Source organism: Micromonospora sp. NPDC047707 (assembly GCF_040704235.1).
GTDB lineage: Bacteria > Actinomycetota > Actinomycetes > Mycobacteriales > Micromonosporaceae > Micromonospora.
Map to the genome: position 1 here is coordinate 151602 of NZ_JBEYSU010000007.1, position 23964 is coordinate 175565.

A 23964-nucleotide genomic window follows, 5' to 3' on the forward strand; every position below is an offset into this window, starting at 1 on the left:
CGTCACCATGATCAAGTGATGTGCCGCTGGTCGGAATCCAGGCGGTCGCTCCAGCAGAGCATCATCTGATCGTGGAAAGGCACCCTGGGACGCGACCGGCTCAGCGGTCGGTGAGTGAGCGGCGGGCCGCCGCGAGCACTTCCGGGTCGGTGCAGCCGGCGGCGTAACCGGCGATGCGGCGGCGGATGTCGCGGCCGAGCAGCCACGTGCCGATCCGGTCGGCGAGCGGGCGCAGGAACGCCGGGCGGCACCGGAAGCTGTACCGCCAGGTGGCGACGGTGTGGCCGGGTTCGGGAGCGGGGGCGAACCGCCACCCGCCGGCGAACATCTCGAAGAACCAGGGGCCGCGCACCATCTTCATGCCGACGTTGGTGGGCGGCGCGAACGAGACGTACTCGCTGACCATCACGAGGCCGTGCCGCGAGCGGGTGAACGTCCGCACCCCCTTGCCGGGCCGGGTGGCGCCGCCGACGAAGTGCTGCTCCCGGACGAACGGGTCCCACCGGTAGCGCACCGGCGCGGTGGTCTGCGAGACCGCGAAGGCCAGCTCGGGTGGGACCGGAACGGTCGCCACCGCCTCGACGACAGGCACCCCAGCATTCTGGTCCCGCCCCGCAACTCAACTCGCGTCGCCATCTGGCCGAAGCGCCAGCGCTGACCTCGACGGCTGCACGTCACGTAGCCGCCCGATCGACCGTCGGTCAGTGACGATATGGTGCCGATGTTCTCGGACACAGAAAAACGGCCCCCGTGGGGGCCGTTCCTGCCGTATCTCTCGGCGTCGTATGGACCCACCATACACCCAACGCCGAGAGTCAGGAGAGGTGAACGTGGCGACAGTCGCTGCCTACATCGACGGCTTCAACCTGTACTACGGCATGAAGAACAAGTATGGCCGCAGGCACATGTGGCTCGACGTCGTTGAGCTCGTTCGCCAGCTCAAACCCAAGGACACCGTGACAGCCGTCCACTACTTCTCGGCGATCGTGAAGAACGAGCCCGTCGCCGCTCAGAACCAGACCAGCTACATCGACGCCATGAAGGTCCGCAACGGAGACCTGTTGCACGTGCACCTGGGACGATTCAAGGAGCGGACGATCAAGGACTGCCGCCGGTGCGGCAAGAGCTACACCTGCAGTTGCGGCCGGCAGTACAGAAGCTATGAGGAGAAGGGGACGGACGTCGCACTCGGTGCCATGATGGTCGCCGACGCCGCTCTCCGGATCGCCGACACCACCCTGCTCGTCAGCGCCGACACCGACCTCGCCCCCCGCGCTGGCCACCGTTAAGGCGGTCAATCCCGACCAGCGGATCTACCTCGCAATGCCTCCCGGGAACACGCGGGCCTCGAATCACCTGACCCGAGTCGGCAACCTCGGCCAGTTCTTCATCCGTGAGCGGGCCCTTCGTGACGCTCAACTACCGAACATCGTCGCGGACGCGGCCACTGGGCAGATCTATGCTCGCCCAGCCAAGTGGAGTTGAACCGGCGTCAGCGGCGTGGCGTCACAGTCGCCAGGAGTTCAGGCTGGCGCCGGTCGAGGACGTCGCCGGCCAGGTACGCGCCGAGCAGTGCCGCTCCCAGCCCGTACGCCGCACCGACCGGCAGGGCCAGCCAGAGCCACACGTCGCCGAGGAGCGCGGCGGCCACGACCATCGGGACGGCGGCGGCCGCCGAGGCGAGCATCGACAGCAGGGTCAGGAAGCTGCGGGCCACCCCGGCGCCGGTGTTGAGCGCGAACGGGTTGCTCGTCTCGGGCAGCGCGTACGCCCCGAGCACCGACAGGAACGTGTTGACCGCCAGCCCGGCGCCGTACGTGGCGAGCAGGCTGCCCGCCGTCATCCCGATCCAACCCGGCTCGCCCAGGATCAGGGCCAGCACCACGGAGATGACCACGACCAGCGGAAGCACGTAGATCGAGAAACCCGCCATCCGGGCGCGTAGCTCCACTTTGCCCGGTACGCCCGCGACCACGTGCGCCGCGTACGCGCTGCCGTCGAAGCCGAACTGGTTGGCCAGGGTCACCGCGGCGAGGACGCCGACGAACAGCATCGACAGGCTCACCAGCACCGGGGAGGACGTGTCCGGAGCGCCGAAGCCACCCGTGCCGTCGACGAGGTTCGACCCGCCCAGGTTGACCATGGCCGGCACGAACAGGCCGACCACCCCCAGCGTGACGAGGCTCGCCCGCCGCCGGGCGTCCCGCCACCAGTACCGCGCCTCCCGCGCCACCAGCGCGCCGAACCGGTCCCGCGGGAGCCAGCCGAGCGCGCGGGGGAAGAACTGCGCGACCGGGCTGCCGCTCGTCTCCGGCTGCCGGGTCGGGGCCTTGCCGCTGCTGGCCGCGCCCACCATCGCCGACTCCAGGGAGCGGGACCACCAGGCCAGCAGCGCCACCACGGCCAGCGCGGTGATCAGCAGCTTCACCGGCGCCGCCCACACCCGCCCCTGCGCGACGTCGATGCCCGCCGTCCACGGCGCGCCGAACGGCGTCCAGCCGACCACGGTCGCCACCGAGGCGAACCGGTCCCAGTCCGCGTCGCGCAGGGCGGCGGTCGCGGCCAGTTGCAGCGGGCCGAGCAGCGCGGCGACGACGGCCAGCAGCACGGCGGCCAGGTCGCGGACCCGGCGGGAGCGCAGCATGGTGGCGAACGCGCTGGTGACCGCTCGGGCGGCGGCGACGCAGAGCAGCAGACCCGCCACCACCCCGACGGCCTGCACCAGGGCGGCCGACCACCCGCCGAGCGCACCGGCGGTGACGACCAGGCCGGAGAGCGCCAGCAGCACGGCGACCGCCGGGACGCTCACCAGCGCCGCCGCGAACAGGCCGGTGACCAGGGTTCGGCGGGACAGCGGCAGCAGCGCGAACCGGGCCGGGTCCAGCGTCTCGTCGACACCGAAGAAGACCAGCGGCAGCAGCAGCCAACCGAGCACCATCAGCCCGCCGCCGAACGCGGCGACGAGCAGCGCGTACCGTTCGGCGTCGGCGAAGCCGGGGGCGGCGAAGAGGAAGAAGCCGGTCGCGGCGAACCAGAGCCCGACCAGCGAGCCGACCACGAAGAGGGCGATCCGCCAGCCCTGGCCGCGGAAGTTGTTGCCCATCACCCGCAGCTTGAGGCGGACGAAGTGCCGGGCGGACACCCGCCGCGCCGGCGCGGCGGAGCCCGTCACTGCGACAGCCACGCCAGCTCCTCACCGGTCGCGGTACGCCCGCCGACGACCTCCACGAAGACCTGCTCCAGCGAGCGGTCCCCGCGAACCTCGTCCAGCGTGCCGACGCGCTTGATGGTGCCCGCGGCGAGGATCGCGACGTGCGAGCAGAGCCGCTCGACGACCTCCATCACGTGGCTGGAGAACACGACCGTCCCGCCTCCGGCCACGTACCGCTGGAGGATGTCCCGGATCAGCGCCGCCGACACCGGGTCGACCGCCTCGAACGGCTCGTCCAGCACGAGCAGCCGGGGCCCGTGCAGCAGCGCGCAGGCCAGGCCGATCTTCTTCTTCATGCCGGCCGAGTAGTCCACCACCAGCGTGCGGCCGGCGTCGCCGAGGGCGAGCACGTCCAGCAGTTCCGCCGCCCGCTGGTCGACCACCGCCGGGTCCATGCCGCGCAGCAGACCGTGGTACGCGAGTAGCTCCGCGCCGCTCAGCCGGTCGAAGAGGCGTACGCCGTCGGGCATGACGCCGAGCAGTTGCTTCGCGCGGACCGGGTCGGCCCAGACGTCCTGCCCGAGCACCCAGGCGCGCCCGCTGTCCGGCCGGAGCAGGCCCACCGCCATCGACAGGGTCGTCGTCTTTCCGGCACCGTTCGGGCCGAGCAGGCCGTAGAACGAGCCGGCCGGCACGTCGAGGTCGACGCCCGCGACCGCCACCTTGTCGTCGAAGCGCTTGACGAGACCGCGCAGCGCGAGGGCGGGGTGCTCACCAGTCATGCGTCCGACCGTATCCGGCGGCGGCCAGCGGATCGCTCCCGCGCAGGGATGATCCACCGTCATCCCTGGGGCGTACCCGTGCAACCCGCTGGTCGCGCCGTGCGTAAGAAGGGCAGGACCTGGACGAAGGGGCGAGGTATGAACGCGGACGACGGGCTCGGCGGACTTGAGGAGCTGTTCCGGAACCCCACCGGGCAGATGGGCCGGCGGGGTCGGCGTGCGCGCCGTACCCGGATCGCCGCCGGTGTCGCCAGTGCCGTCGCCGTCGCCGCGGTCGTGGGCGGCGCGGCGGCCGTGGCGGGGCGACCCGTCGCCGCGCCGCCGCTGACACCAGCCGCGGACGCCCCGGCGCCGAGCGTGTCCCCACGTCGGACCACCGAGCCGAGTCCCTCGGCGGACGGGCCGACACCATCGCCCTCGCGATCCGGCACCGCCCGGCCGAGCTCCGGCACGCCGCCCCGGCCGGTCCCGGCCCGGGCGATGCTCCAACTCGCCGACCTGCCCGACGATTTCCGGTCCCTCAGGAGCGACGTGAGCGGCGACTGGCCGCTGGAGTCGCTGGGGATCCACTGCCGCGACGCCTCGCCGTCGCTGCTCGTCGGCGAGGTGCACCGACGTGACGTGCGGTACGACTCGCCGACCGACGTGCTCATCGAGCGGGTGACCCGCCATGCCGGCGATGCCGCCGTCACGGTGATGGGCAACGCGCGCCGGTTCGTCGCGGGCTGCGTACCGACCCGTCCGGACGACTCGCTCACCGTCCTGGCGGAGGGGCTGGGCGGCGCCGAGTCGCTGCTGGTGGGCTCGGTCATCGAGGACGAGCCGGGCCGCCTGCTCCTCGTCCGCCAGGGCGACCTGGTGGCGCAGGTCCGGCTGGACGGCCGGGCGACCAGGGCCGAGGCCCGGTCGTACGCGCGGGCGGTGGCGAGCCGGCTCTGCGCCGGCACCGACGCCTGCTGAAGGCGTTAAGAAGGGGCCCTTACAGCCGGAGGGCTTCGGGGGCGTGCAGGCGGAGCATCGTGGCGCCGATGCCGGCCGGGACGCGGCGGCGGGTCGCCATCGACACCGCCACCATCACGGTGAAGGCGAGCGGCACCGTCCAGGCGGCCGGCTGCGCGGTGAGCGTGGCCGGCCAGCCGGACAGCGGCGGCCCGAGCACCGTCACCAGCACCGCCCCGACCGCGGCGCCGCCGCCGGCCAGCACGCCGGCGGCGGCGCCGAGGTCGGTCAGCCCCCGCCACCAGATGCCGAGCACGAGCAGCGGGCAGAAGCTCGACGCGGCGACCGCGAAGGCCAGCCCCACCACCTGCGACACGTCCAGCCCGGACACGTTGAGCGCGAGCACCGCCGGGATCGTCCCGGCGATCACCGTGGCCAGCCGGAACCCACGGACCGAGCCCCGGCCCAGCACGTCGGTCGAGATGACCCCGGCGACGCTGGTGAGCAGCCCGGAGGAGGTGGAGAGGAACGCCGCGAACGCTCCCGCCGCGACCAGCGCGGCGAGCAGCCGCCCGGTCGTGCCGTCGCCGAGCGCCGCGCCGGGCAGCAGGACCACCACCGCGTCGGTCTGCCCGGTGACCAGCAGGTGCGGGGTGTAGATCCGGCCGAGGACGCCGTAGATGGTGGGGAGCAGGTAGAAGGTGCCGACCAGGGCCAGCACGACCAGGGTGGTGCGCCGGGCGGCGGCGCCGTCGGGGTTGGTGTAGAAGCGGACCAGGACGTGCGGCAGGCCCATGGTGCCGAGGAACGTGGCCAGGATCAGCGAGTACGTGGCGAACAGCCCCCGGTCGTCGTCCCCGGCGGTGCTGGGCAGCAGCCAGTCCGCCGCGTCGGTGGCCACCCCGGACACCTCGGGCACGGGGTCGCCGGCCGCGAACGTCAGTTCGTCGCCGGGGCGTACCTCCCGGGTCTGCCCGTCGGGCAGGGTGAGCGTCGCGGGATGCTCGACGACGACGGTGGTCGCGGTCCGGAACGCCGGCCCGTCGGGCGGGGTCACCGCCGGGCGGGCGTCGGCCTGCCACTGCAACGCCAGGAAGATCGCGGGTACGGCGAGCGCGGTCAGCTTGAGCCAGTACTGGAAGGCCTGCACGAAGGTGATGGCGCGCATGCCGCCGAGTGCCACGTTCCCGGTGACCACCGCCGCCACCACGAGGGCACCCACGGGGTACGGCGAGCCGGCCAGCGTGGCCAGCGTCAGGCCGGCGCCCTGCAACTGGGGTACGAGGTAGAGCCACCCGATGAAGATCACGAAGACGGTGGCGAGCGTACGCAGCCACCGGGAGCCGAGCCGCAGCTCGCAGAAGTCGGGCAGGGTGAACGCGCCGGAGCGGCGGAGCGGTGCGGCGACGAAGAGCAGCAGTGCCAGGTAGCCGGCGGCGAACCCGACGGGGTACCAGAGCACGTCGACGCCGTACTTGAGGATCAGGCCGGCGATGCCGAGGAAACTCGCGGCCGACAGGTACTCCCCGCCGATCGCGGCGGCGTTCCAGGTCGGGCTGACCATCCGGGACGCGACCAGGAAGTCCGACGTGGTGCGGGCGAGGCGCAGGCCGTAGAAACCGATGCCGACGGTGACCAGGGTGACCGCGACGATCGCCGGGACGACGTACCCGTTGTCCACCTCAGCGCTCCGGCCGCTGGACCAGGTCGGTGAAGTCCTGCTCGTTGCGCTCGGCCAGCCGCACGTACGCCCAGCCCACCGTGACCAGGAACGGGAAGGCGGCCACCCCGAGCAGCAGCCACGGCAGGTTCACCCCGAGCACGGTGACCCGGCCGACCGAGGGAGCGATGGCGAACAGCCACGGCAGCCCGCCGAGCCCGATCGCCACCACCAGCGAGAGCCGCAGCGCGAGGGAGAGCTGTGCGCGGACCAGGCCTCGGACCAGCGCCTCGCCGACGCGGGTCTGCTGGGCCAGCTCGGTGCGGGTGCGGTCGGTGCGCGTTTCCCGCCGGACCACGTCGGCCAGCACGATCCGGGTGCGCGCCGGCGGCCGCGTGGGTTGGGCCGGCACCCGGCCGGCGTCGTCACGCCCGGACGACGCCCCGGGCCGGGTACCCGCCCCGGGCGCTGGGACGGGATCGTCGGCAGCGGCCACTCCGGCAGTCTGGCCCGATCGACGGGAATGTCAAGCGGGTGCACAAGGGCCCTGTGGACAACCTGTGGAGAACGCGTCACCCCTGTGGATAACCTTCACCCCGAGGCAGGTGAGCTGCGGCGACGGCACTGGTCCGTTGTGGGTGGTGGTCGAAAGTGTCAGGGTGGGCGGATAGAGAGGAGGCATGACGGTGACCAGCCCTGTGCGCCCCGGCCGGGGAGACGCCTGGACGGTGGACGACCTCCAGGATCTCCCGGAGGACGGCCAGGACTACGAGATCTTCGACGGGAGCCTGCTCGTGTCCCCCCACGCCGACGTCCGCCACGGCGCGATCGCCAACCGCCTCCGCCGGCTCCTCGACCGGCAGGCGCCGCCCGGCCTGTTCGTAGGGCAGGACATCGGCGTGAGCGCCCGCCGGTCGTCGTACGTGGTGCCGGACGTCTTCGTGGCCCGGGAGAGCGCCCTGGAGCGCGGCGGCGCGGCCCTCGATCCGGCGGACGTGCTGCTCGTCATCGAAGTGATCTCGCCGAGCAACGCCGGCCGTGATCTCGTGCTCAAGCGCCACGAGTACGCGGTGGCCGGCATCCCCCGCTACTGGATCGTGGAGCCTCGCAAACAGAGCCTCACTGTGCTGGAGAACGTCGGTGGCGTCTATCGCGAGGCGGCACCGGTCACCGCGAGCGGCACCTGGCGCAGCGACCACCCGTTCCCGCTGGAGTTGTCGCTGGCCGACATCTTCTGACCGTCACATCGGGACCTTCCTCCCATCCGCGAGTGAAAGAGGTGGTAGAGGAGGGAGGTGACGGTCTCCGACGACGTCGTCGGCTCGACGAGGGTCACTCCAGTCCGACGCGCACGGGGTGGGCGGAGGCGGAGCCGAGCCAGGTGTGCGGGTTGCCCCACCAGCACCAGCCGAGCTTCGGTGCGCCCTGGCTGATCCAGATCGCCGGCACCCGCTTGTCGCCGCAGCGGGAGCCGACCAGGGAGAAGCACTTGTTCTTCGCCAGGGCCGGCGGGTGCAGCGTGACGAGGGCGAGGCCCTCGTCGATGGTGAGCGGCAGGCGGTCCTGACCGGTGATCACCTCCATCGCGGAGGCGGGGGCGAGGTTCAGGGTCTCCTCGCCCCGGTCGACGTCGAACAGGAGGTACGCCGGCCCGGCCGGCACCTCCAGCTCCTTGATCGGATCGAAGCGGGCCAGGTCGCCGTCGGGGTAGTGCCGGTCGATGATTCCGGGCTTGGTCCTGCCCGCCAGCGTCGTCAGCCCGACGCGCGCTTCGACGGGCACCAGCTCGCGGGTCACGACCAGCAGGAACGGCACGCGACCCTCGGTCGGGGCGGGGAGGCCGGCCGCGCCGGTGGCCGCGGCCGCCCGCAAGGGGGCGACCAGGTCGCGGAAGCTCGCCGGGGTCAGGCCGGCCAGGGCCGGGTAGCCCAGCTCCACCAGCCGGTGCACCTGGCGGTCGAATTCGGCGGCGGGGTCGAAGGGGGTCTCGGTCACGGGCAGCCTCCTCGCTCTCGTACGGCCTACCGTACAGTGTACGAGGAGCGGCGGTTATTCCCGTTCCGCCGATCTCGTCGTTCGGGGCCCCGCTCCGGCGGCGGGCGTCGATACGATCCCGCCCGTGCTGCTCCCCCTCGTGGCCGCCGCCACCGTCGCCGGGGCCGGCTGGGGGCTGCTACTGCCCGGGCTGATCGACCGGTACGCGGTGGAGTGGCCGGCCGGCCGGCCGAAGCCACCCTGGCGCTCCGCCTGCCCCCGGTGCGCGACGGCGATCCCGCCCTGGTGGCGGTCGTCCGGCCGGTGCCCGGGGTGCGATCGGCGGCCCGTGCCGGGGCGGTGGGTCACCGTGCCGTTCTCCGCCGCCGCCTGCGGTGCCGCCGCGGCCGCCCTCGGCCCGACCTGGGCGTTGCCGGCGTTCCTGCTGCTGGCGGCCCTCGCCGTGCCACTGGCGCTGGTCGACCTGCGGGTTCTGCGGCTGCCCGACCCGCTGGTCGGCGCCGCCTTCCTCGGCGGGGTGGCGCTGCTGGTGGTGGCGGCGCTCGCGGAGCAGGCCGTCCCGGCGCTGGTACGCGGTGCGCTCGCCGCGCTCGCCTGCGCCGCCGGCTACCTCACCCTCGCCCTGCTGCCCCGCTCCCAGCTCGGCTTCGGCGACGTGAAGCTCGGCGCCGTCCTCGGGTTCCACCTCGGCTGGCTGGGGTGGCCGGCCGTCGTGGCCGGCGTGCTGCTGGCCCCACTGGTGAACCTGCCGCTCGTCGCCGGTCTCCTGATCACCCGCCGCGCGGGCTGGCGAACCCCCGTACCGTACGGCCCGGCGATGCTCGCAGCCGCGCTCGTCGCCATGCTCCTCTAGGACGTGGCGGCGCGGCCCGGCTGCGCCGCCGGCCTAGCGGCTCCAGTCCTGCTTAGCCGCCCGGACCAGCTTGTCCTTCAACTCGCGGGTGTGCCGCCGGCTGACCGGCAGCTCCGTCGAGTCGACCACCACCACGTAGCCGGAGTTGACCAGCCGCAGCTCGGCGATGAGCTTCAACTGCACCAAATAGGACCGGTGGATCCGGACGAACCCGGCGTCCGCCCAGCGCTCGGCCAGGGTCGCCAGCGACACCCGGACCAGGTGCGAGCCCTCGGCGGTGTGCAGCCGCGCGTAGTCGCCCTGCGCCTCCACCCAGCGCACCGCCGAGCGGGGCAGCATGCGGGTCGTCCCGGCCAGCTCGACCGGGATCGTCGGGTCCTCCTCGGCCCGCGCCAGCGCCGCCGGATGACTGGGCACCACCCGCGATCCGATCACCCGGCGCAGCGACTCGGCCAGCCGCTCGGCCCGGACCGGCTTGCGGACGTAGTCGGTGGCACCCAGGTCGAACGCGTCCACCGCACCGTCGTCGTACGCGGTGACGAAGACGATCGCCGGAGGCCGGGCGAAGCGCCGCAGCACCCGGGCCAACTCCATGCCGTCCAGGCCGGGCATCCGGATGTCGAGGAAGACCACGTCCACGTCGTCGTCGCGGAGCACCCGCAGCGCCTCGGTGGCGTCCCCGGCGGTGTGCAGCCGGGCCACCCGCGGGTCGGTCCGCAGGTGGTACGCCAGCTCGTCCAGCGCCGGTGGCTCGTCGTCCACCGCCAGCACCCGCAGGAACCCGCTCACGACCCCGCCCGTACGCCGGGGTGGAACTTCGGCACGCGCATGCTGACCTTCGTACCGGAGCCGAGGCCGGTCTCCACCACCAGGCCGAAACCGTCCCCGAAGACCGACCGGAGCCGCTCGTCGACGTTGGAGAGGCCGACGTGGCCGCCCGGGTCGTCGCCCGGGTCGCCGCTGGCGCCGGCCAGCTCGGCGATACCCGCGGTCAGCGCGGCCGGGTCCATGCCCACTCCGTCGTCCTCCACCGTGATGTGGCACTCGGTGCCCGCGTCGCGGGCTTCGATGCTCACCATGCCCGTGCCGGGCTTCCGGGACAACCCGTGGCGCACCGCGTTCTCGACCAGCGGCTGGAGGCAGAGGAAGGGCAGCGTGACCGGCAGGACCTCCGGCGCGATCTGGAGCCGCACCTGGAGCCGGTCGCCGAACCGGGCCCGCTCGATGGTCAGGTAGCGGTCGATCGACCGCAGCTCCTCGGCCAGCGTGGTGAACTCGCCGTGCGCCCGGAACGAGTAGCGGGTGAACTCGGCGAACTCCAGGATCAGTTCCCGGGCCCGGTCCGGGTCGGTCCGGACGAACGAGCCGATCGCGGTCAGCGCGTTGTAGATGAAGTGCGGGCTGATCTGCGCCCGCAGCGCGCGGACCTCGGCCCGGGCGAGCCGTTCCCGCGACGAGTCGAGCTCGGCCAGGGCGAGTTGGTTGCCGGCCCAGTGCGCCGTCTCCAGGGTCGCCTGCACCAGGCCGGGCGCGGGTGCGCCGTCGGCGACGGCGACCAGCGCGCCGACGACCCGCCCGTCCACCCCGGTCAGCGGGGCGACCACCGCTCCCCGCACCGGGCAGTCCACCCGGTCGCAGTGCAGCTCGGCCTCCCCGAGCACGGTCGACCGGCCGACCGCCACTGCCCGTCGGGCCGCCGCGACCAACTGGGCCTCGTGGTGCGCGCCGCGGCCGTCGACGGCGCGCAGCCCGTCGGCGTCGGTCAGCGCCAGGCCGACCGCCCCGACCAGGGCCCGCAGATGACGCGCGGCCTTCGCCGCGTTCGCGGTGGTCAGCCCGGCCCGCAGTGGCTCGGCCGCGAGCCCGGCGGTGTGCAGCACCTCGTACGTGGCCCGCTGGGTGGCGGTGGCGATGCCCCGGCGGCCGCGCAGGCGTACCACCGCGAACAGGGCCGCGGTCAGCGCGGTGACCAGCGAGACGACGCCGACGACGGCGGAGAGGTTGCCACCCACGGTCGCGATCCTGACGGGTGGCGGCGGCTTCCGCTAGTACGCGCCCTTGCGGGCGACCACCACCCCGACCGTCCGCCACAGGATGCTCAGGTCGTACGCCAGCGACCAGTTGTCGACGTAGTAGAGATCCAGCCGGACCGCCTCGTCCCACGACAGGTCGGAGCGGCCGGAGACCTGCCACAGGCCGGTCATACCGGGCTTGACCAGCAGCCGCCGCCGGACGTCGCCGAGGAAGTCACCGTCGTCGGCGGGCAGTGGGCGTGGCCCGACCAGCGACATCTCGCCCTTCAGCACGTTGATCAACTGCGGCAGCTCGTCCAGCGACGACGCGCGCAGGAAGCGGCCCACGGGGAACACCCGGGGATCCTGCTTGATCTTGAACAGCATGCCGTCGGTCTCGTTCTGGTCGACCAGGCCGGCCAGCCGGTCCTCGGCGTCGACGTACATGGTGCGGAACTTCCAGACCCGGAAGGTCCGCCCCTCGTGGCCGACCCGGGGCTGCCGGAAGAACACCGGACCCGGGTCGGAGATGCGGATCGCGACGGCGATCACGAGGAAGATCGGTGCCAGCAGCAGCAGGCCGAGCCCGGCGGCCACCCGGTCGAGCAGGTTCTTCGCCAGCAGCGCCGGGCCGGAGAGGGTCGGCTCCTCCACGTGCAGCAGCGGCAGCCCCTCGATCGGGCGGATGTGCACCCGGGGGCCGGCGATGTCGGTCAGCTGCGGGGCCACGACGAGGTCGACGCCCGAGCCCTCCAGCTGCCAGGCCAGGCGGCGCAGCTCACCCGGCTCGGAGCTGGCCGACCCGCAGACGGCGATCGTGTCGCCGCCGACCTCGCGGACCAGGGCGAGGACGTCCCGCCCGGCGTAGATCGGAACCGGCGTCTCCACGCCCCGGGCCGCCGCGTAGCCGTCGGTGATGTGGATCGCGACCGGCACCAGGCCGGCGGCCGGGCTGCGGGTGACCGACCGGTAGACCTCCAGGCACTCCGGCAGGGTGCCCACCAGCACCATCCGGTGCCCGGCCTGGCCGACGTTGCGCCGGACGACGTGCAGCACGAACCGGGCCAGGATGCGACCCAGCAGGATCAGCAGCAGCGCGAGGAGCAGCGCGGTGCCGACCGTGAACCGGGACAGGTCGGTCTTGGTGGCGAACGCCAGGAAGGAGACGGTCGCGCAGACCGCCACGCCGCTGCGCATCACCCGCTTGAACTCGTCCGGCCCGAGGCCCAGGTAGCGCCGGTCGTACGACCGGTTGAACCAGAGGATGACCACCCAGCCGAGCGGCAGCAGGCCGAAGGCCACCGTGTAGAACCAGGTCGGATCGTCGTCGGCCTGGTAGAAGCCGGCCCGGGCCTGGTCGAAGGTGCGGATCGCGGTGAAGCTGGCGAACGCCGCCGCGGCGAAGTCCAGCAGCAGCAGGATGGCGGTGTACGGGCGGTGCCAGCGGGAGACCCGCCGCCGGGCCCGCGCCCACGCCGATCGGGGTACGCCGTTGTGGGTCGGCAGTGTCGGCGGCTGGATCTCGAAGCTGTCGACGTGCCGCACGAGTTTGCTCCGGCCTTCGTTGGATACCGGGCGCTGGAGGCTTGTCGTCACCTCACCCATGTCCTCCCGCATGACGCGAGCCGCTCACTCGGCGTGAAGGGCCCACGTCGCCCACCGTCCCAGTCTCCCACGCGGTCACCGCACCCGGACGCTCACCCGTGGGCGTGCGCGTCGGGACGAACCGCATGGCATCTGGCCGGCTCCGGACCATTTCAGAAGCCGGGGACCGAGCCACTATACCGATGGATGGGGGCCGTGGTGGAGACGCGACCCGGACGTTCGTCGCGCGGCGGCCGATTCCTCTCCGTAGTCGGTGAGGGTCGTCACTCACCGTACCAACCGGGACAACCGTCGGTCCGCGAGCGGCTTGCCGCCGGTCTGACAGGTCGGGCAGTACTGGAGGCTCGAATCGGCGAACGACACCTCCCGTACGGTGTCGCCGCAGACCGGGCAGGGCAGTCCGGTACGGGCGTGCACCTTCAGCCCGGACCGCTTCTCGCCCTTCAGCTCCGCCGCCCGCTGGCCCACCGACCGGGCCACCGCGTCGCCGAGCACGTCCCGGGTCGCGGAGTGCAGGGTGGCGAGCTGCTCGTCGGTGAGCCGGTTGGTGAGCGCGAACGGCGACAGCCTCGCCGCGTGCAGGATCTCGTCGGAGTACGCGTTGCCCACCCCGGCCAGCACCGTCTGGTCGGTGAGCACCCCCTTGACCTGGCCCTTCCGGCTGCGGATGCGGTCGGCGAAGGTGGCCGGGTCGACGGCGAGCGCGTCGGGACCGAGGCGGGCCACCCCGGGTACCGCCGCCGGATCGGTCACCAGGTACACGGCCAGGCTCTTCTGGGTGCCGGCCTCGGTCAGGTCGAAGCCCGAGCCGTCGTCGAGGCGTATGCGCAGCGCGACCGGACCCTTCCCCGGGCGCAGCGGTGCACTCGACGGGAACGCCTCGCGGTAGTGCAGCCAGCCCGCCCGGGCCAGGTGGACCACCACGTGCAGGTCGTCGCCGAGCAGAACGTCGAGGAACTTGCCGTGGCGGCGCGCGTCGGTGACCACCTGCCCGGCGGCGGCCGTGGGCGCCGGATCGTACGTCTTCAGGGCGCTGATCGCGGCGACCTCCAGGCGGTCGACACGCCGGCCCACCGCGCGCCGGCGCAGGTACTCCGCGAGCGCCTCAACCTCCGGTAGTTCGGGCACCAGCCAACGGTAGCCTCCAATCTCATGAAAATCGTGGTGGCGCACAACCGGTACCGGGAGGCCCAACCGTCCGGCGAGAACACGATCGTCGACGCGGAGATCGCCCAGCTGACCGCGGCCGGGGTGGAGGTTCTGCCGTTCCTGCGCAGCTCCGACGAGATCCCGTCGATGTCCCGGGCCGCCAAGGCGCTGCTGCCGATCTCCCCGATCTACGCCCCCAGGGCCCAGCAGGAGTTGAGCCACCTGCTGACCGAGCAGCGGCCGGACGTGCTGCACCTGCACAACCCGTACCCCCTGCTCTCGCCGTGGGTGGTGCGGACCGCGCACCGGCACGGCGTGCCGGTGGTGCAGACGGTGCACAACTACCGGCAGGTCTGCTCGTCCGGCCTGTACTTCCGGGACGGCATGATCTGCCAGGACTGTCGGGGCCGGGCGCTGGGCGTGCCCGCCGTCGTGCACCGCTGCTACCGGGGCTCGCGCGCGCAGAGCGCTCTGATGGCGACGACGCTCGCGGTGCACCGGGGCACCTGGCGGTCGGTGGACCGCTTCGTCGCGTTGACCACGGCGGTCGCCGACCACCTGCGTGACTACGGCATTCCGGACGAACGGATCGTGGTGAAGCCGAACGCGATCCCCGACCCGGGGGCGCCGGCCCCGCTCGGCACCGGTTTCCTCTTCCTCGGCCGGCTCTCGCCGGAGAAGGGGCTGGACCTGCTGGTCGACGCCTGGCGCCGGCACCCGGACGGCGCGCTGGGGCAGCTGCGCATCGCCGGTGACGGTGAGCTGCGGCCGCTCGTCGAGGCCGCCGCCGCGGAGCGGACGGACGTGACCTTCCTCGGCCCGCTGGACCGGGCCGGGGTCCGGGCCGCGCTCGAATCCAGCGCCGTGGTGCTGGCCACCTCCACCTGGCACGACGTCCTGCCGACGGTGATCATCGAGGCGCTGGCCGCCGGCCGGCCGGTGCTCGGCACCGCGCTCGGCGGCATCCCGTACCTGGTCGGCGCGGACACTCCGCGCGAGCCGGCCGGCACCGGCCCGGCCGCGTCCGCCTCGGCCGCCGCTCCGGCGACCGGGCCGGGCTCACCCCCGCCGGCGTCGGCCGCCGCCGTGCCGGCCGGAATCGTGACCGGCGAGGCGGGCTGGGTGGTGCCGCCGGAGCCGGCCGCCCTCGCGGCGGCCCTGCCGCTGGCCGCCGCCGGTGCCGCCGGGCTGGCGCCCGCCGCCCGCTCCCGCTACGAGCGCACCTTCCACCCGGACGTGGTGACCAAGCGCCTCATCGACATCTACGCGTCGGTCGCCCGGGGGGTCTAGCGGAGGCTGGCGCGGGCCGAGAAGGCGATGCTGGCCAGCAGGAAGCCGCCGTTGACGACCGTGAACGCGACCACCACCCAGAGCGTGAGTGCGGGCGCGAACAGCAGCACCAGCCCGGCCACGAAGATCACCGCGCCGTAGTCGCGGACCAGCTTCACCAGGCGTACGGGCAGCGAGGTCGAGGTGACCATGCTGGCCGCGTTCGGGCCGGCCTGCATCACCGACGTCACCAGGTTGACCATCCAGGTCCCGGCGAACGCCGCGATGAGCCAGGTCGGCGTCGACGGGGTCTGCGCCACGGTGGTCGCGGTGAGCGCCGCGACCAGGGCGATCTGGGCGGCCACGTCGCAGAGCACGTCGACGCGGGCCCCGGCGGCGCTGCCCTGGCCGGTGACCCGGGCGAGCTGCCCGTCGGCGCAGTCCAGGGCGTACGCGACCTGCCAGCCGACCAGCGCCAGCACCCCGACCAGCCAGGCCGGTACGCGGCCGGCGGCGACCGACTCGGCCAGCGCCACGACCGCCACCGAGGTGCTCAACCCGAGCACCAGATTGGTGATCGTCAGCGCGGTGGGCCGGAGCCCGAGCCGGTGGGCGACGACGGCGAACGCCGCACCGATCCACTGGCTGACCGACTCGCTGAACAACCCTCCGCCGCGGTTGGTCCGGTAGAAGTCGGCGACCGTCGGCCGGGACGGCTCAGCCAAGGTGATCACGGAGGGCGTCAAGGCAGTCTCCCAACCGGTTCCGGACGTCGTCGGCGGACAGGGCGAGGTGCTCGAGGATCGTGTAGCGGTCCGGGCGGGTCCGCGGGGCGTAGCGGACCGCCTCGACGAACTGCTCGTCGGTGAGCCCGACGTCGGCCGGGCGGGTGGCCAGGCCGTGCCGGTGCAGGCAGCGGGCGAGCTGCCCGAACCGCTCCAGGTCGCCCCGGAGCCAGGTGCAGAAGAGCGCGCCCAGCCCGGCCTGCTCCCCGTGCGAGCTGGTGCCGGGCCACAGGTGCTCGATGGCGTGGGAGATCTCGTGGTCGCCGCCGCTCGCCGGCCGGCTGGAACCGGAGATCGACATCGCGATGCCACCGAGGATCAGCGCCTCGGCCAGCGTGGTCAGGAACGCGTCGTCGGTGATCTTGCCGGGGTGGTTGAGCAGCGCCTCGGCGCCGGTACGGGCCAGGGTCACGGCGAGCCCGTCGATCGGCTCGCCACGGACCTCGTGGGCCAGTTCCCAGTCGGCGCAGGCGTTGAGGTTGCTCACCGCGTCGCCGATCCCGGCCTGGGTCTGCCGGTCCGGGCCGTGCTCCACGAAGTCGAGGTCGACGAGGACGGCGATCGGGATCTGGACGCCGTACGAGCCCTTGCCGCCCTCGTGGGTCAGGGACGCCACCGGGGAGGCGATGCCGTCGTTGGCGAGGCTGGTGGCGACGGTGACCATCGGGAGGCCGTACCGGGTGGCCGCGTACTTGGCGGTGTCGATCGTCTTCCCGCCGCCGATGCCGATCACCGCGTCGTAGTGGCGGCGACGGAGCCGGTCCCCCAGTTCGTTGGCGGAGTCGATGCTGCCGCCCGCCACCGTGAACACGTCGGCCGAGCCCAGCGTGGGCCGGCACAGGTCCACGATCTTCTCGCCCTGCCCCGGCCCGACCACCACCGCCACGTCGCCGCCGGCGGAGATCCGCCGGTCGGCGAGCAGCTCACCGAGGCCGGCGACCGCGCCGCGGCGGACCTCGATGGCGAGCGGCGTGGTGACGGTACGGGCTAGTAGCGGCACGCGATCTCCCGGGCGCGGGCCAGGTCGTCGTGGTTGTCGACCTCGACCCAGGAGACGTCGCCGATCGGCGCCGCGCGCACCTCGCCACCCCGGTCGGCGAACTCCTGGTAGCCGTCCTCGTAGTAGAGGTTCGGGTCCCGCCGCCAGGTCGCCTCGAGGGCGTCGGCCAACGCGTCGGCGACGTGCGGCTCGATGAGCGTCGCGCCGATGTACTCCCCGTACGCCTCGCCCGGGTCCATCAGCTTGGTGATCCGGGTGAGCTGGCCGGCGGCGTCGAAGGTGGTCTTCATCTCCTCCTCGGCCAGCGTCTTGATCGTGTCGATCGCCAGGAGGACGCCCGGACCGCGCCCGGCCAGCAGGGTCTTCTCCACGCTCACCGGGTGGACCGTGTCGCCGTTGACCAGGAGGACGCCCCGCGCGAACCACTCCCGGGCCAGCCACAGGGAGTACGCGTTGTTCCACTCCTCGGCCTTGTCGTTGGGCACGAGGGTGATCGTGACGCCGTGCCTCTTCTCCAGGTCGGCCTGCCGCTCCCGCACCGTGTCGGCGGCGTAGCCGACCACGACGACGATCTCGGTGAGCCCGACCTCGGCGAGGTTGCGCAGCGCGATGTCGAGGATGGTGGTGTCCCCGTCCACCGGCACCAGCGCCTTGGGCAGGGTGTCGGTGTACGGGCGCAGCCGCCGCCCGGCGCCAGCTGCCAGCACCATTCCGACCATGCCGGCATCATGTCCCGTTCGTCTGGCGTTCACCGGAGGAGGATAGCGCCGCGGTCCGGAACCGCCACCGGCAACCGGCAGCCCTCCGGCGCCGGTGCCGGGCGTCTAACCGGGCAGGGCCGCCAGGTCGGCGAGCATCGTCAGCCGCTCCTCGGCGGTCAGCACCACGTACGGTCCGGCCGCCCGGCGGTCGGTCTCCAGCTCGATGGCGAGGCGCTCCGGCCCCGACGCCAGATCGACGATGCTGGTGGCGGTGTGCCCGGCGGCCGTCCACGCCGCCGTGTGCGCGTCGGCGCGGTGGTGGCGCAGCGTGCCGAGCCGGTTGAGCAGCAGCACACCGGGTGGGGTGCCGTCCGGCTCGTGGGGTGGCGCCATGGCCGCGAACGCGCCGCCCGCCGCCACGTCGCCGTCGTCGTCGGCCAGCACGAGGGCGTACGCGAGCACCCGGCCGAGCGCCTCGACCAGCCGCAGGACCCGGTCGGCGTGCCCCGCCCACAGCTCTCCGGTCGCCCGGGCGTGCACCTGCCACAACTCGTCGAGGAAGGCGAGCCCCCGTTCCGTGGCGGTGATCGCGCCGTCCGCCCCGCGGTGGATCATCCCGTGCGCGACGTGCCGGTCCAGCGCCCGCCGGCAGGCGGCCGGGTCCCGGTACCGGGTGACCGCCGCGAACCCGTCCGCCTCGACGGTGCCGCCCGGGACGGCGAGCCGGGTGCGCAGATCCACCAGGAAGCCGGTGGCGCGCGGACCGCCGTACCGCTGGCTGACCTCGGCGCCGCCGGCGTCGCGGCCGGCGCGCATGCCGGCGACGAACGTCCGGTCGACCGCGGGGGCCACCAGCCCGGCGAACCGGTGCGGCGCCAGGTCGACGGTGTCGTTCACGAACCGATCGTGCGGAGCAGGGCGAAGGCGTCCTCCGCGATCCGGCGGATCAGGCCCTCGTTGACGTGCCGGTGCTCGTCGAGCAGGTCGAGGTCTGCCTCGGTGAGCCAGCGGTACTCGGTGTGCTTGCCCACCTCGAGCGTCGGCCGGGCGAGGTCGCCGTCGACCCGCACCAGCCAGTCGCTCTCGATCCGTTCCAGCCCGTCGTCGGCCACGTACCGGTACTCGCCGACGAGGCCGAGCAGGTACGCGACCGTCCAGCCGGTCTCCTCGGTCACCTCCCGGCGCAGGGCGTCCTCGATCTCCTCGCCCGGTTCCAGGTGACCGCCCACGATGTCCCAGCAGTTGGGAAAGAGGCGCCGGTCGGGGGACCGCCGCTGGACGAACAGGCGGCCGTCGTCGTCGACGATCAGCGCGCCCGCGCAGCGCAGGGGCTCGGTGGACACGCCTCGACAGTAGCGAGCCGCCGAGGATCGTGGCGATGTCTGGTCTTGTCCCGCGAACACACCCGGCGCACCATGTTCCGTACCGGGTGCCACCGTCCCACAGGGGTGATGCGTGATGCAGGTTCGGGAAGCTATGTCCAGCCAGGTCCTCGTCGTCGGGCCGGAGCACACGCTCCGCCAGGCGGCGCAGATGATGTCGGCCCGTGGCGTCGGGTCGGCGGTCGTGATCGATCCGGACTCCGAGGGGATCGGGATCATGACCGAACGGGACGTCCTCAACGCCATCGGATCAGGTCTGGACTGCGACGTCGAGCGGACCGGGGCGCACCTGACCTGGGACGTGGTGTACGCGGGACCGGAGTGGACGGTCGAGGAGGCGGCCGCCGCGATGGCCCGGGGCGGCTTCCGGCACCTGGTGGTGCTCGACGGCCGCGAGGTCGCCGGGGTGATCTCGGTGCGGGACATCATGCGGGTCTGGGCGGCCAGCCGGATGGTCGGCGCCGGCTGAGTGCCGGCTCGGCCGGCCGCGACGAGGGTTGGGCCGCTGATCGACGGGTAAGAAATTCCCTGCGGGCGCGGACGGGCCGTGGCCCGCGGGGGAGGATGCCATGCCCGGCGCGGACCGACTGGTCGAGCAGCAGTACGCGATGCTCCTGCGCCGCGACGTGGCGCGGTTGCCCGACCTGTACGCGCCGGACGCCTTCTACGCCATGCCCGGTGTCACCGTGCGCCCGATCGAGCTGCCCGCGCTGCTGCGGACCTGGACGGGCGCCTTCCCCGACCTGTACGTGGACCGGCTGGGCGCCGTGCAGACGGCCGGCGGGGCGGCGGTGGAGCAGCGGCTGACCGGTACCCAGACCGGGGTGCTGCACACGCCCTTCGGCACGGTCGCACCGACGATGCGGACGATCAGCTGGGACGTCGTGGACATGGTGCGGGTACGGCGCGGGCGGATCGCGGCCTGGCGGTCCTACTTCGACTGGGGACAGTTGGTGACCGCGCTCGGCCTGCACGTGGAGGGGCTCTCCCGCGAGGCGCAGCACGACCCGCTCGGCCTTCCGGTCTGATCTGCCGCCGACCGGTCGGCCCCGGTCACCCGTCCCGGTGGCTCAGGATGCGGACATCGCCGTGCCGACCGCGCGTACCCCGTCGCCTTCCGTACGCTCAACAGCCATGACCGCCGAGCAGCTGATCTCCTTCGCCCGTGGCGCTCCCTCGTTGGACATCGTCGATGTCGAGGGGCTCAAGGCCGCCGCCGTCCGCGCGTTCGACGCCGACCCCGCCGGAGTGACGGCGTACGGCACCTCCGTCGGTTACCTTCCGCTGCGCGAGTGGATCGCCAAGAAGCACGGAGTCCAAGCCGACCAGGTCCTGGTCACCAACGGTTCGCTGCAGGCCGACGCGTTCCTCTTCGACCACCTGGTCCGTCCCGGCGACGCGGTCGTCGTGGAGCGCCCCACCTACGACCGGACGCTGCTCAACCTGAAGCGGATGGGCAGCGAGCTGCACGGCATCACGATCGAGCCCGACGGCCTGGACACCGCCGAGCTGCGCAAGCTGCTGGAGTCCGGGGTGCGCCCCCGGCTGGCCCACGTCATCCCGAACTACCAGAACCCGGCGGGTGTGACGCTCAGCCTGGACAAGCGGCGGGAGCTGCTCGACCTCGCCGCCGAGTACGGGTTCACGATCTTCGAGGACGACCCGTACGCGGACGTCCGCTTCCGGGGCGAGGCCCTGCCGTCGATGCTCTCGCTCGACACCCGCAACGTGGTGGTCCACGCCTCCAGCTTCACCAAGACGGTCTGCCCGGGCGTCCGGGTCGGGTACCTGGTCGGGCCGGCGGACCTGATCGCCGACATCGCCAAGAAGGCGACCAGCCTCTACATCTCGCCGGGCATGGTGTCCGAGGCGATCGTGTACCAGTTCTGCGTCTCGGGGGCGATCGACCGCTCGATCGAGACCGTGTGCCGGGCTCTCGGCGAGCGCGCCCGGGTGCTGGGCGAGTCGCTGCGGCGGCACCTCCCGCAGGCCCGGTTCGTGGAGCCGGACGGTGGCTACTTCCTCTGGGTGGAGTTCCCCGAGGACGTCGACGTGGACAGGCTCGCCCCGGCCGCGGCCGAGCGTGGCGTCGCCGTGGTGAAGGGGAGCGACTTCGTCCTCGACGGGGGGCGGCACGCGCTGCGCCTCGCGTACTCGGCGGTGACCGCCGACCGGATCGACGAGGGCGTACGCCGACTCGCCGAGGCGGTCGCCGCAGTTCGCGGCTGAATTTCTGTCGGGTTTCCGACAGTTCGGCGATATCAGCCGCCCCGGGGCTCCCGCCGGGGCGGCTGCCGGCCCACAATGCTGCGAGCGTCATTCACCACGTGTAGCGGAGGTCACCGGCGCGTGACCGGGCCGTGCCCGTCCCGGGCGCACTCGCCCCGCCCGCACGTGGCCCGGCGCCACCAGCACAATCCCCCGCCCCCAAGAGGCGCCGGGTGGGCCGTGTCGTCCCCTCACCCCCCAACGCGGCCCGGCCCGCCCGGCGCCACCCCCCTGGTGATCCGTCACCGCCGGTGACGCCGCCGACGGCGTACCCTGCAATCCGCGGCGCTGCGTGGAAGGGGGGCGTGATGGCGGACGGCATGGACCGGGCACGGACGGTGCTGCCGGGTGGCGGTCGGACCAGGTCCCGTGACTGGGTGGCACCGGTGCGGGCGATGACCCGGCGGCTCACCCCCGACGGCTCGCCACGCGTCCCGGAGCCGGCTGGCCCGCGACGCAACTCCGTCGTCGACTGCGCCCTCTACGTCGGCGGGAAGCGCCAGGCGGGCGACTGGACCTACGCCGAGGCGCTGGCCGCGGCGCGTCGGGCGGACGACGGCTTCGTCTGGCTGGGCCTGCACGAGCCCGACCTGACGGAGATGACCGAGATCGCCGCCACGTACGGGCTGCACGAGCTGGCCGTCGAGGACGCGGTCAAGGCCCAGCAACGGCCGAAGCTGGAGCAGTTCGGTGACGTCAGCTTCCTGGTGCTGCGGACCGCCCGCTACTGCGAGCACACCGAGCTGACCGAGACCTCCGAGGTCGTCGAGACCGGTCAGGTGATGCTGTTCATCGGGCCGAACTTCCTGATCAGCGTGCGGCACGGCGACGCCTGCCGGCTCGCCCCGGTCCGTGCGGACCTGGAGACCAAGGGGGAACTGCTGCTGCACGGCCCCTGGGCGGTCGCGTACGCGGTGACCGACCGGGTGGTCGACCTCTACCTGGAGGTCGCCGACCAGTTGGAGGACGACCTCGACACCCTGGAGACCGAGGTGTTCGACCGGCACGCCACCGGCCGTATCCAGCGGATTTACCAGATGAAGCGGGAACTGGTCGAGTTCAAGCGGGCGGTGGTGCCGCTCCAGCGCCCCCTCATGACGCTCACCGCACAGATGAACCGGGACGTGCCAAAGGAGATCCGCCGCTACTTCCGGGACGTCCAGGACCACCTCAGTCGCACCGTCGAGCAGGTCAACTCGTACGACGACCTGCTCAACTCGATCCTCCAGGCGCGGCTGGCGCAGGTCACCGTCGACCAGAACAACGACATGCGCAAGATCGCGGCCTGGGCGGCGATCGCCGCGGTGTGGACCGCCATCGCCGGCATCTACGGCATGAACTTCGAGTTCATGCCCGAGCTGCGGTGGACGTACGGCTACCCGACGATCCTGGCCCTGATGCTGGGTATCTCGCTGGCCCTGTACCGCTGGTTCCGGCGCAACGGCTGGCTCTGACCGTCAAACCCCGCGATCTCGCACCAAGCGCCCGGACGAAGTCGGCGAAAGCCGCGAACGGGCGACCAGAAGTGCGAGATCGCGGGGTGACGTGGTCGGGGGATCAGCGGCGGCCGTTCTTGTTGAGGGCCTTGCCCAGGTCGTCGGCCGGCCGGCCCGAGGACTCCGTGGCGCCCTCGGCCACCGCGGGGATCTTGTCGGTCGCGTGGACCGACGCCTGCTTGGTCGGGCTGGTGGTGGAGGCGCTGCTGCCGCCGGCCACCGCCGAGCTGCCCGCGCCGGTCGGCCCGCCGGCCGTGCCGGAGCCACCGGCCATCGTGGACGCCGAGCTGGCCTTCTCGGCGGGCGTCCGGGTGGTGACCTCGATGGTGTCCACCTCGTCCCGCATCGGCTCCAGGGAACGGGTCGGGTCGTACTCGGCCCACTCCTGCTGCTCGCGGCGCCGCCGCATGGCCATGGCACCGGCCAGGCCCGCCACCGCGCCGGCCGCGAGGAGGCCGGTCATCAGCCCGCCCCGGCCGGACTTCTTCTTGCGCGCTGCCTTCATGTTCTTCGCCTTCACCTTCCTGCTGACGGCGGCCTGCTTGGCGGCGGCGGCCTTCCGCCCGTTGACGGCCTTGCCGGCCGCCTCGGCCTGCGCGTTGCGGAGGGCGAGAGCCAGCGGCGCGAGCGCCGCGACGGTCGACGCGTAGCCGCTCGACGCGCGGTCCCGCACGACGACGGCGGTCGGCGCGATCGCACCCCGGGCCGCCAGGACCCGCGGGCCGACCGTGGCGCCGGCACCCCTCGCCGCGTACGTCGCGGCCTGCTTCAGGTGACCGAAACCCTGGTTCAGCTCGGCCTTCGCGAGCTGTCCCTGGGTCTTTCGCCGCCCGATTCCAAACACGGTCCCACCTCCTGGGAGTTGTCCTCCGTCATCCTCCACCTTCGGATGCCTCCGCATGACCAGATCGGGCACA

25 protein-coding genes are annotated in these 23964 nt (G+C 73.0%); 9 read left to right on the plus strand and 16 right to left on the minus strand.

The features are described from left to right. Positions 1-100 precede the first annotated feature (100 nt). Positions 101-592, minus strand: coding sequence for an SRPBCC family protein (locus tag AB0873_RS10685; protein WP_366599418.1), 492 nt, complete (start codon positions 590-592; stop codon positions 101-103). 232 nt (positions 593-824) lie between these two features. On the opposite strand from AB0873_RS10685, the gene AB0873_RS10690 reads away from it, so the two are divergent. Beyond that, on the plus strand, positions 825-1289 hold the full coding sequence (locus tag AB0873_RS10690; RefSeq protein ID WP_366599419.1) for an NYN domain-containing protein: 465 nt from the start codon (positions 825-827) through the stop codon (positions 1287-1289). 203 nt (positions 1290-1492) lie between these two features. Here the strand turns inward: AB0873_RS10690 and AB0873_RS10695 are convergent, their stop codons facing one another. Beyond that, positions 1493-3184 (minus strand): ABC transporter permease, encoded by a 1692-nt coding sequence (locus tag AB0873_RS10695; RefSeq protein ID WP_366599420.1) that lies wholly within the window; start codon positions 3182-3184, stop codon positions 1493-1495. Continuing rightward, positions 3169-3933 carry an ABC transporter ATP-binding protein gene (locus AB0873_RS10700; RefSeq protein ID WP_155329695.1) on the minus strand — a complete coding sequence of 255 codons (765 nt, stop codon included), beginning with the start codon at positions 3931-3933 and terminating at the stop codon, positions 3169-3171. The genes AB0873_RS10695 and AB0873_RS10700 overlap by 16 nt, the downstream gene beginning before the upstream one ends. Positions 3934-4071: 138 nt before the next feature. On the opposite strand from AB0873_RS10700, the gene AB0873_RS10705 reads away from it, so the two are divergent. Continuing rightward, a complete protein-coding gene (locus AB0873_RS10705; RefSeq protein WP_230688921.1) occupies positions 4072-4893 on the plus strand; it encodes a hypothetical protein in 822 nt (273 codons plus the stop codon). 19 nt (positions 4894-4912) lie between these two features. Here AB0873_RS10705 and AB0873_RS10710 read toward each other — a convergent pair whose 3' ends face one another. Both AB0873_RS10710 and AB0873_RS10715 read right to left on the minus strand, forming a co-directional pair. Beyond that, a complete protein-coding gene (locus AB0873_RS10710) occupies positions 4913-6553 on the minus strand; it encodes a cation acetate symporter (protein ID WP_366599421.1) in 1641 nt (546 codons plus the stop codon). Position 6554: 1 nt separating this feature from the next. Continuing rightward, positions 6555-6944 (minus strand): hypothetical protein, encoded by a 390-nt coding sequence (locus tag AB0873_RS10715; RefSeq protein WP_155333992.1) that lies wholly within the window; start codon positions 6942-6944, stop codon positions 6555-6557. A 274-nt stretch (positions 6945-7218) separates the two neighbouring features. Here AB0873_RS10715 and AB0873_RS10720 point away from each other — a divergent pair, with 274 nt between their 5' ends. Further along, a complete protein-coding gene (locus AB0873_RS10720; RefSeq protein WP_366599422.1) occupies positions 7219-7770 on the plus strand; it encodes a Uma2 family endonuclease in 552 nt (183 codons plus the stop codon). Between the two features lie 94 nt (positions 7771-7864). Here AB0873_RS10720 and AB0873_RS10725 read toward each other — a convergent pair whose 3' ends face one another. Then, on the minus strand, positions 7865-8527 hold the full coding sequence (locus AB0873_RS10725; protein WP_155329700.1) for a DUF5701 family protein: 663 nt from the start codon (positions 8525-8527) through the stop codon (positions 7865-7867). Between the two features lie 124 nt (positions 8528-8651). On the opposite strand from AB0873_RS10725, the gene AB0873_RS10730 reads away from it, so the two are divergent. Next, positions 8652-9380, plus strand: coding sequence for a prepilin peptidase (locus AB0873_RS10730; RefSeq protein WP_366599423.1), 729 nt, complete (start codon positions 8652-8654; stop codon positions 9378-9380). A 33-nt stretch (positions 9381-9413) separates the two neighbouring features. Here AB0873_RS10730 and AB0873_RS10735 read toward each other — a convergent pair whose 3' ends face one another. The 4 genes from AB0873_RS10735 to AB0873_RS10750 form a co-directional block, all read right to left on the minus strand. Further along, positions 9414-10169, minus strand: coding sequence for a LytTR family DNA-binding domain-containing protein (locus AB0873_RS10735; RefSeq protein WP_155329702.1), 756 nt, complete (start codon positions 10167-10169; stop codon positions 9414-9416). Continuing rightward, positions 10166-11392: a histidine kinase gene (locus AB0873_RS10740; protein ID WP_366599424.1), complete on the minus strand. Its 1227-nt coding sequence runs from the start codon at positions 11390-11392 to the stop codon at positions 10166-10168. The genes AB0873_RS10735 and AB0873_RS10740 overlap by 4 nt, the downstream gene beginning before the upstream one ends. Before the next feature lie 33 nt (positions 11393-11425). Next, the gene (locus AB0873_RS10745) at positions 11426-12997 is read right to left on the minus strand and encodes a sugar transferase (RefSeq protein ID WP_366599540.1); all 1572 of its coding nucleotides are present in this window, start codon (positions 12995-12997) and stop codon (positions 11426-11428) included. A 267-nt stretch (positions 12998-13264) separates the two neighbouring features. Beyond that, positions 13265-14125 carry a DNA-formamidopyrimidine glycosylase family protein gene (locus AB0873_RS10750; RefSeq protein WP_366599425.1) on the minus strand — a complete coding sequence of 287 codons (861 nt, stop codon included), beginning with the start codon at positions 14123-14125 and terminating at the stop codon, positions 13265-13267. Between the two features lie 24 nt (positions 14126-14149). Here AB0873_RS10750 and AB0873_RS10755 point away from each other — a divergent pair, with 24 nt between their 5' ends. Beyond that, complete coding sequence (locus AB0873_RS10755; RefSeq protein ID WP_366599426.1) at positions 14150-15436, plus strand: glycosyltransferase family 4 protein; 1287 nt, start codon at positions 14150-14152, stop codon at positions 15434-15436. On the opposite strand, the gene AB0873_RS10760 is transcribed toward AB0873_RS10755, so the two are convergent. The 5 genes from AB0873_RS10760 to AB0873_RS10780 form a co-directional block, all read right to left on the minus strand. Beyond that, a complete protein-coding gene (locus AB0873_RS10760; protein WP_366599542.1) occupies positions 15433-16149 on the minus strand; it encodes a CDP-alcohol phosphatidyltransferase family protein in 717 nt (238 codons plus the stop codon). The genes AB0873_RS10755 and AB0873_RS10760 overlap by 4 nt on opposite strands. Continuing rightward, a complete protein-coding gene (locus AB0873_RS10765) occupies positions 16133-17200 on the minus strand; it encodes an iron-containing alcohol dehydrogenase family protein (protein WP_366599427.1) in 1068 nt (355 codons plus the stop codon). The genes AB0873_RS10760 and AB0873_RS10765 overlap by 17 nt, the downstream gene beginning before the upstream one ends. Next, on the minus strand, positions 17188-17919 hold the full coding sequence (locus AB0873_RS10770; RefSeq protein WP_366599428.1) for a phosphocholine cytidylyltransferase family protein: 732 nt from the start codon (positions 17917-17919) through the stop codon (positions 17188-17190). Before AB0873_RS10770 ends, AB0873_RS10765 begins: the two co-directional genes overlap by 13 nt. 105 nt (positions 17920-18024) lie before the next feature. Then, positions 18025-18798 (minus strand): hypothetical protein, encoded by a 774-nt coding sequence (locus tag AB0873_RS10775; protein WP_366599430.1) that lies wholly within the window; start codon positions 18796-18798, stop codon positions 18025-18027. Then, complete coding sequence (locus AB0873_RS10780) at positions 18795-19244, minus strand: NUDIX domain-containing protein (protein WP_366599431.1); 450 nt, start codon at positions 19242-19244, stop codon at positions 18795-18797. The genes AB0873_RS10775 and AB0873_RS10780 overlap by 4 nt, the downstream gene beginning before the upstream one ends. Before the next feature lie 115 nt (positions 19245-19359). On the opposite strand from AB0873_RS10780, the gene AB0873_RS10785 reads away from it, so the two are divergent. From AB0873_RS10785 to corA, 4 genes are all read left to right on the plus strand, one after another. Further along, a complete protein-coding gene (locus AB0873_RS10785) occupies positions 19360-19752 on the plus strand; it encodes a CBS domain-containing protein (protein WP_366599432.1) in 393 nt (130 codons plus the stop codon). A 100-nt stretch (positions 19753-19852) separates the two neighbouring features. Beyond that, a complete protein-coding gene (locus AB0873_RS10790; protein WP_366599433.1) occupies positions 19853-20311 on the plus strand; it encodes an ester cyclase in 459 nt (152 codons plus the stop codon). A 106-nt stretch (positions 20312-20417) separates the two neighbouring features. Continuing rightward, positions 20418-21512, plus strand: a complete 1095-nt coding sequence (locus AB0873_RS10795; RefSeq protein WP_366599435.1) for a PLP-dependent aminotransferase family protein — start codon at positions 20418-20420, stop codon at positions 21510-21512. Positions 21513-21859: 347 nt separating this feature from the next. Then, complete coding sequence (gene corA, locus AB0873_RS10800; protein ID WP_366599437.1) at positions 21860-23005, plus strand: magnesium/cobalt transporter CorA; 1146 nt, start codon at positions 21860-21862, stop codon at positions 23003-23005. Between the two features lie 103 nt (positions 23006-23108). Here corA and AB0873_RS10805 read toward each other — a convergent pair whose 3' ends face one another. Then, positions 23109-23948, minus strand: a complete 840-nt coding sequence (locus AB0873_RS10805) for a hypothetical protein (RefSeq protein ID WP_366599438.1) — start codon at positions 23946-23948, stop codon at positions 23109-23111. Between the last annotated feature and the right edge of the window lie 16 nt (positions 23949-23964).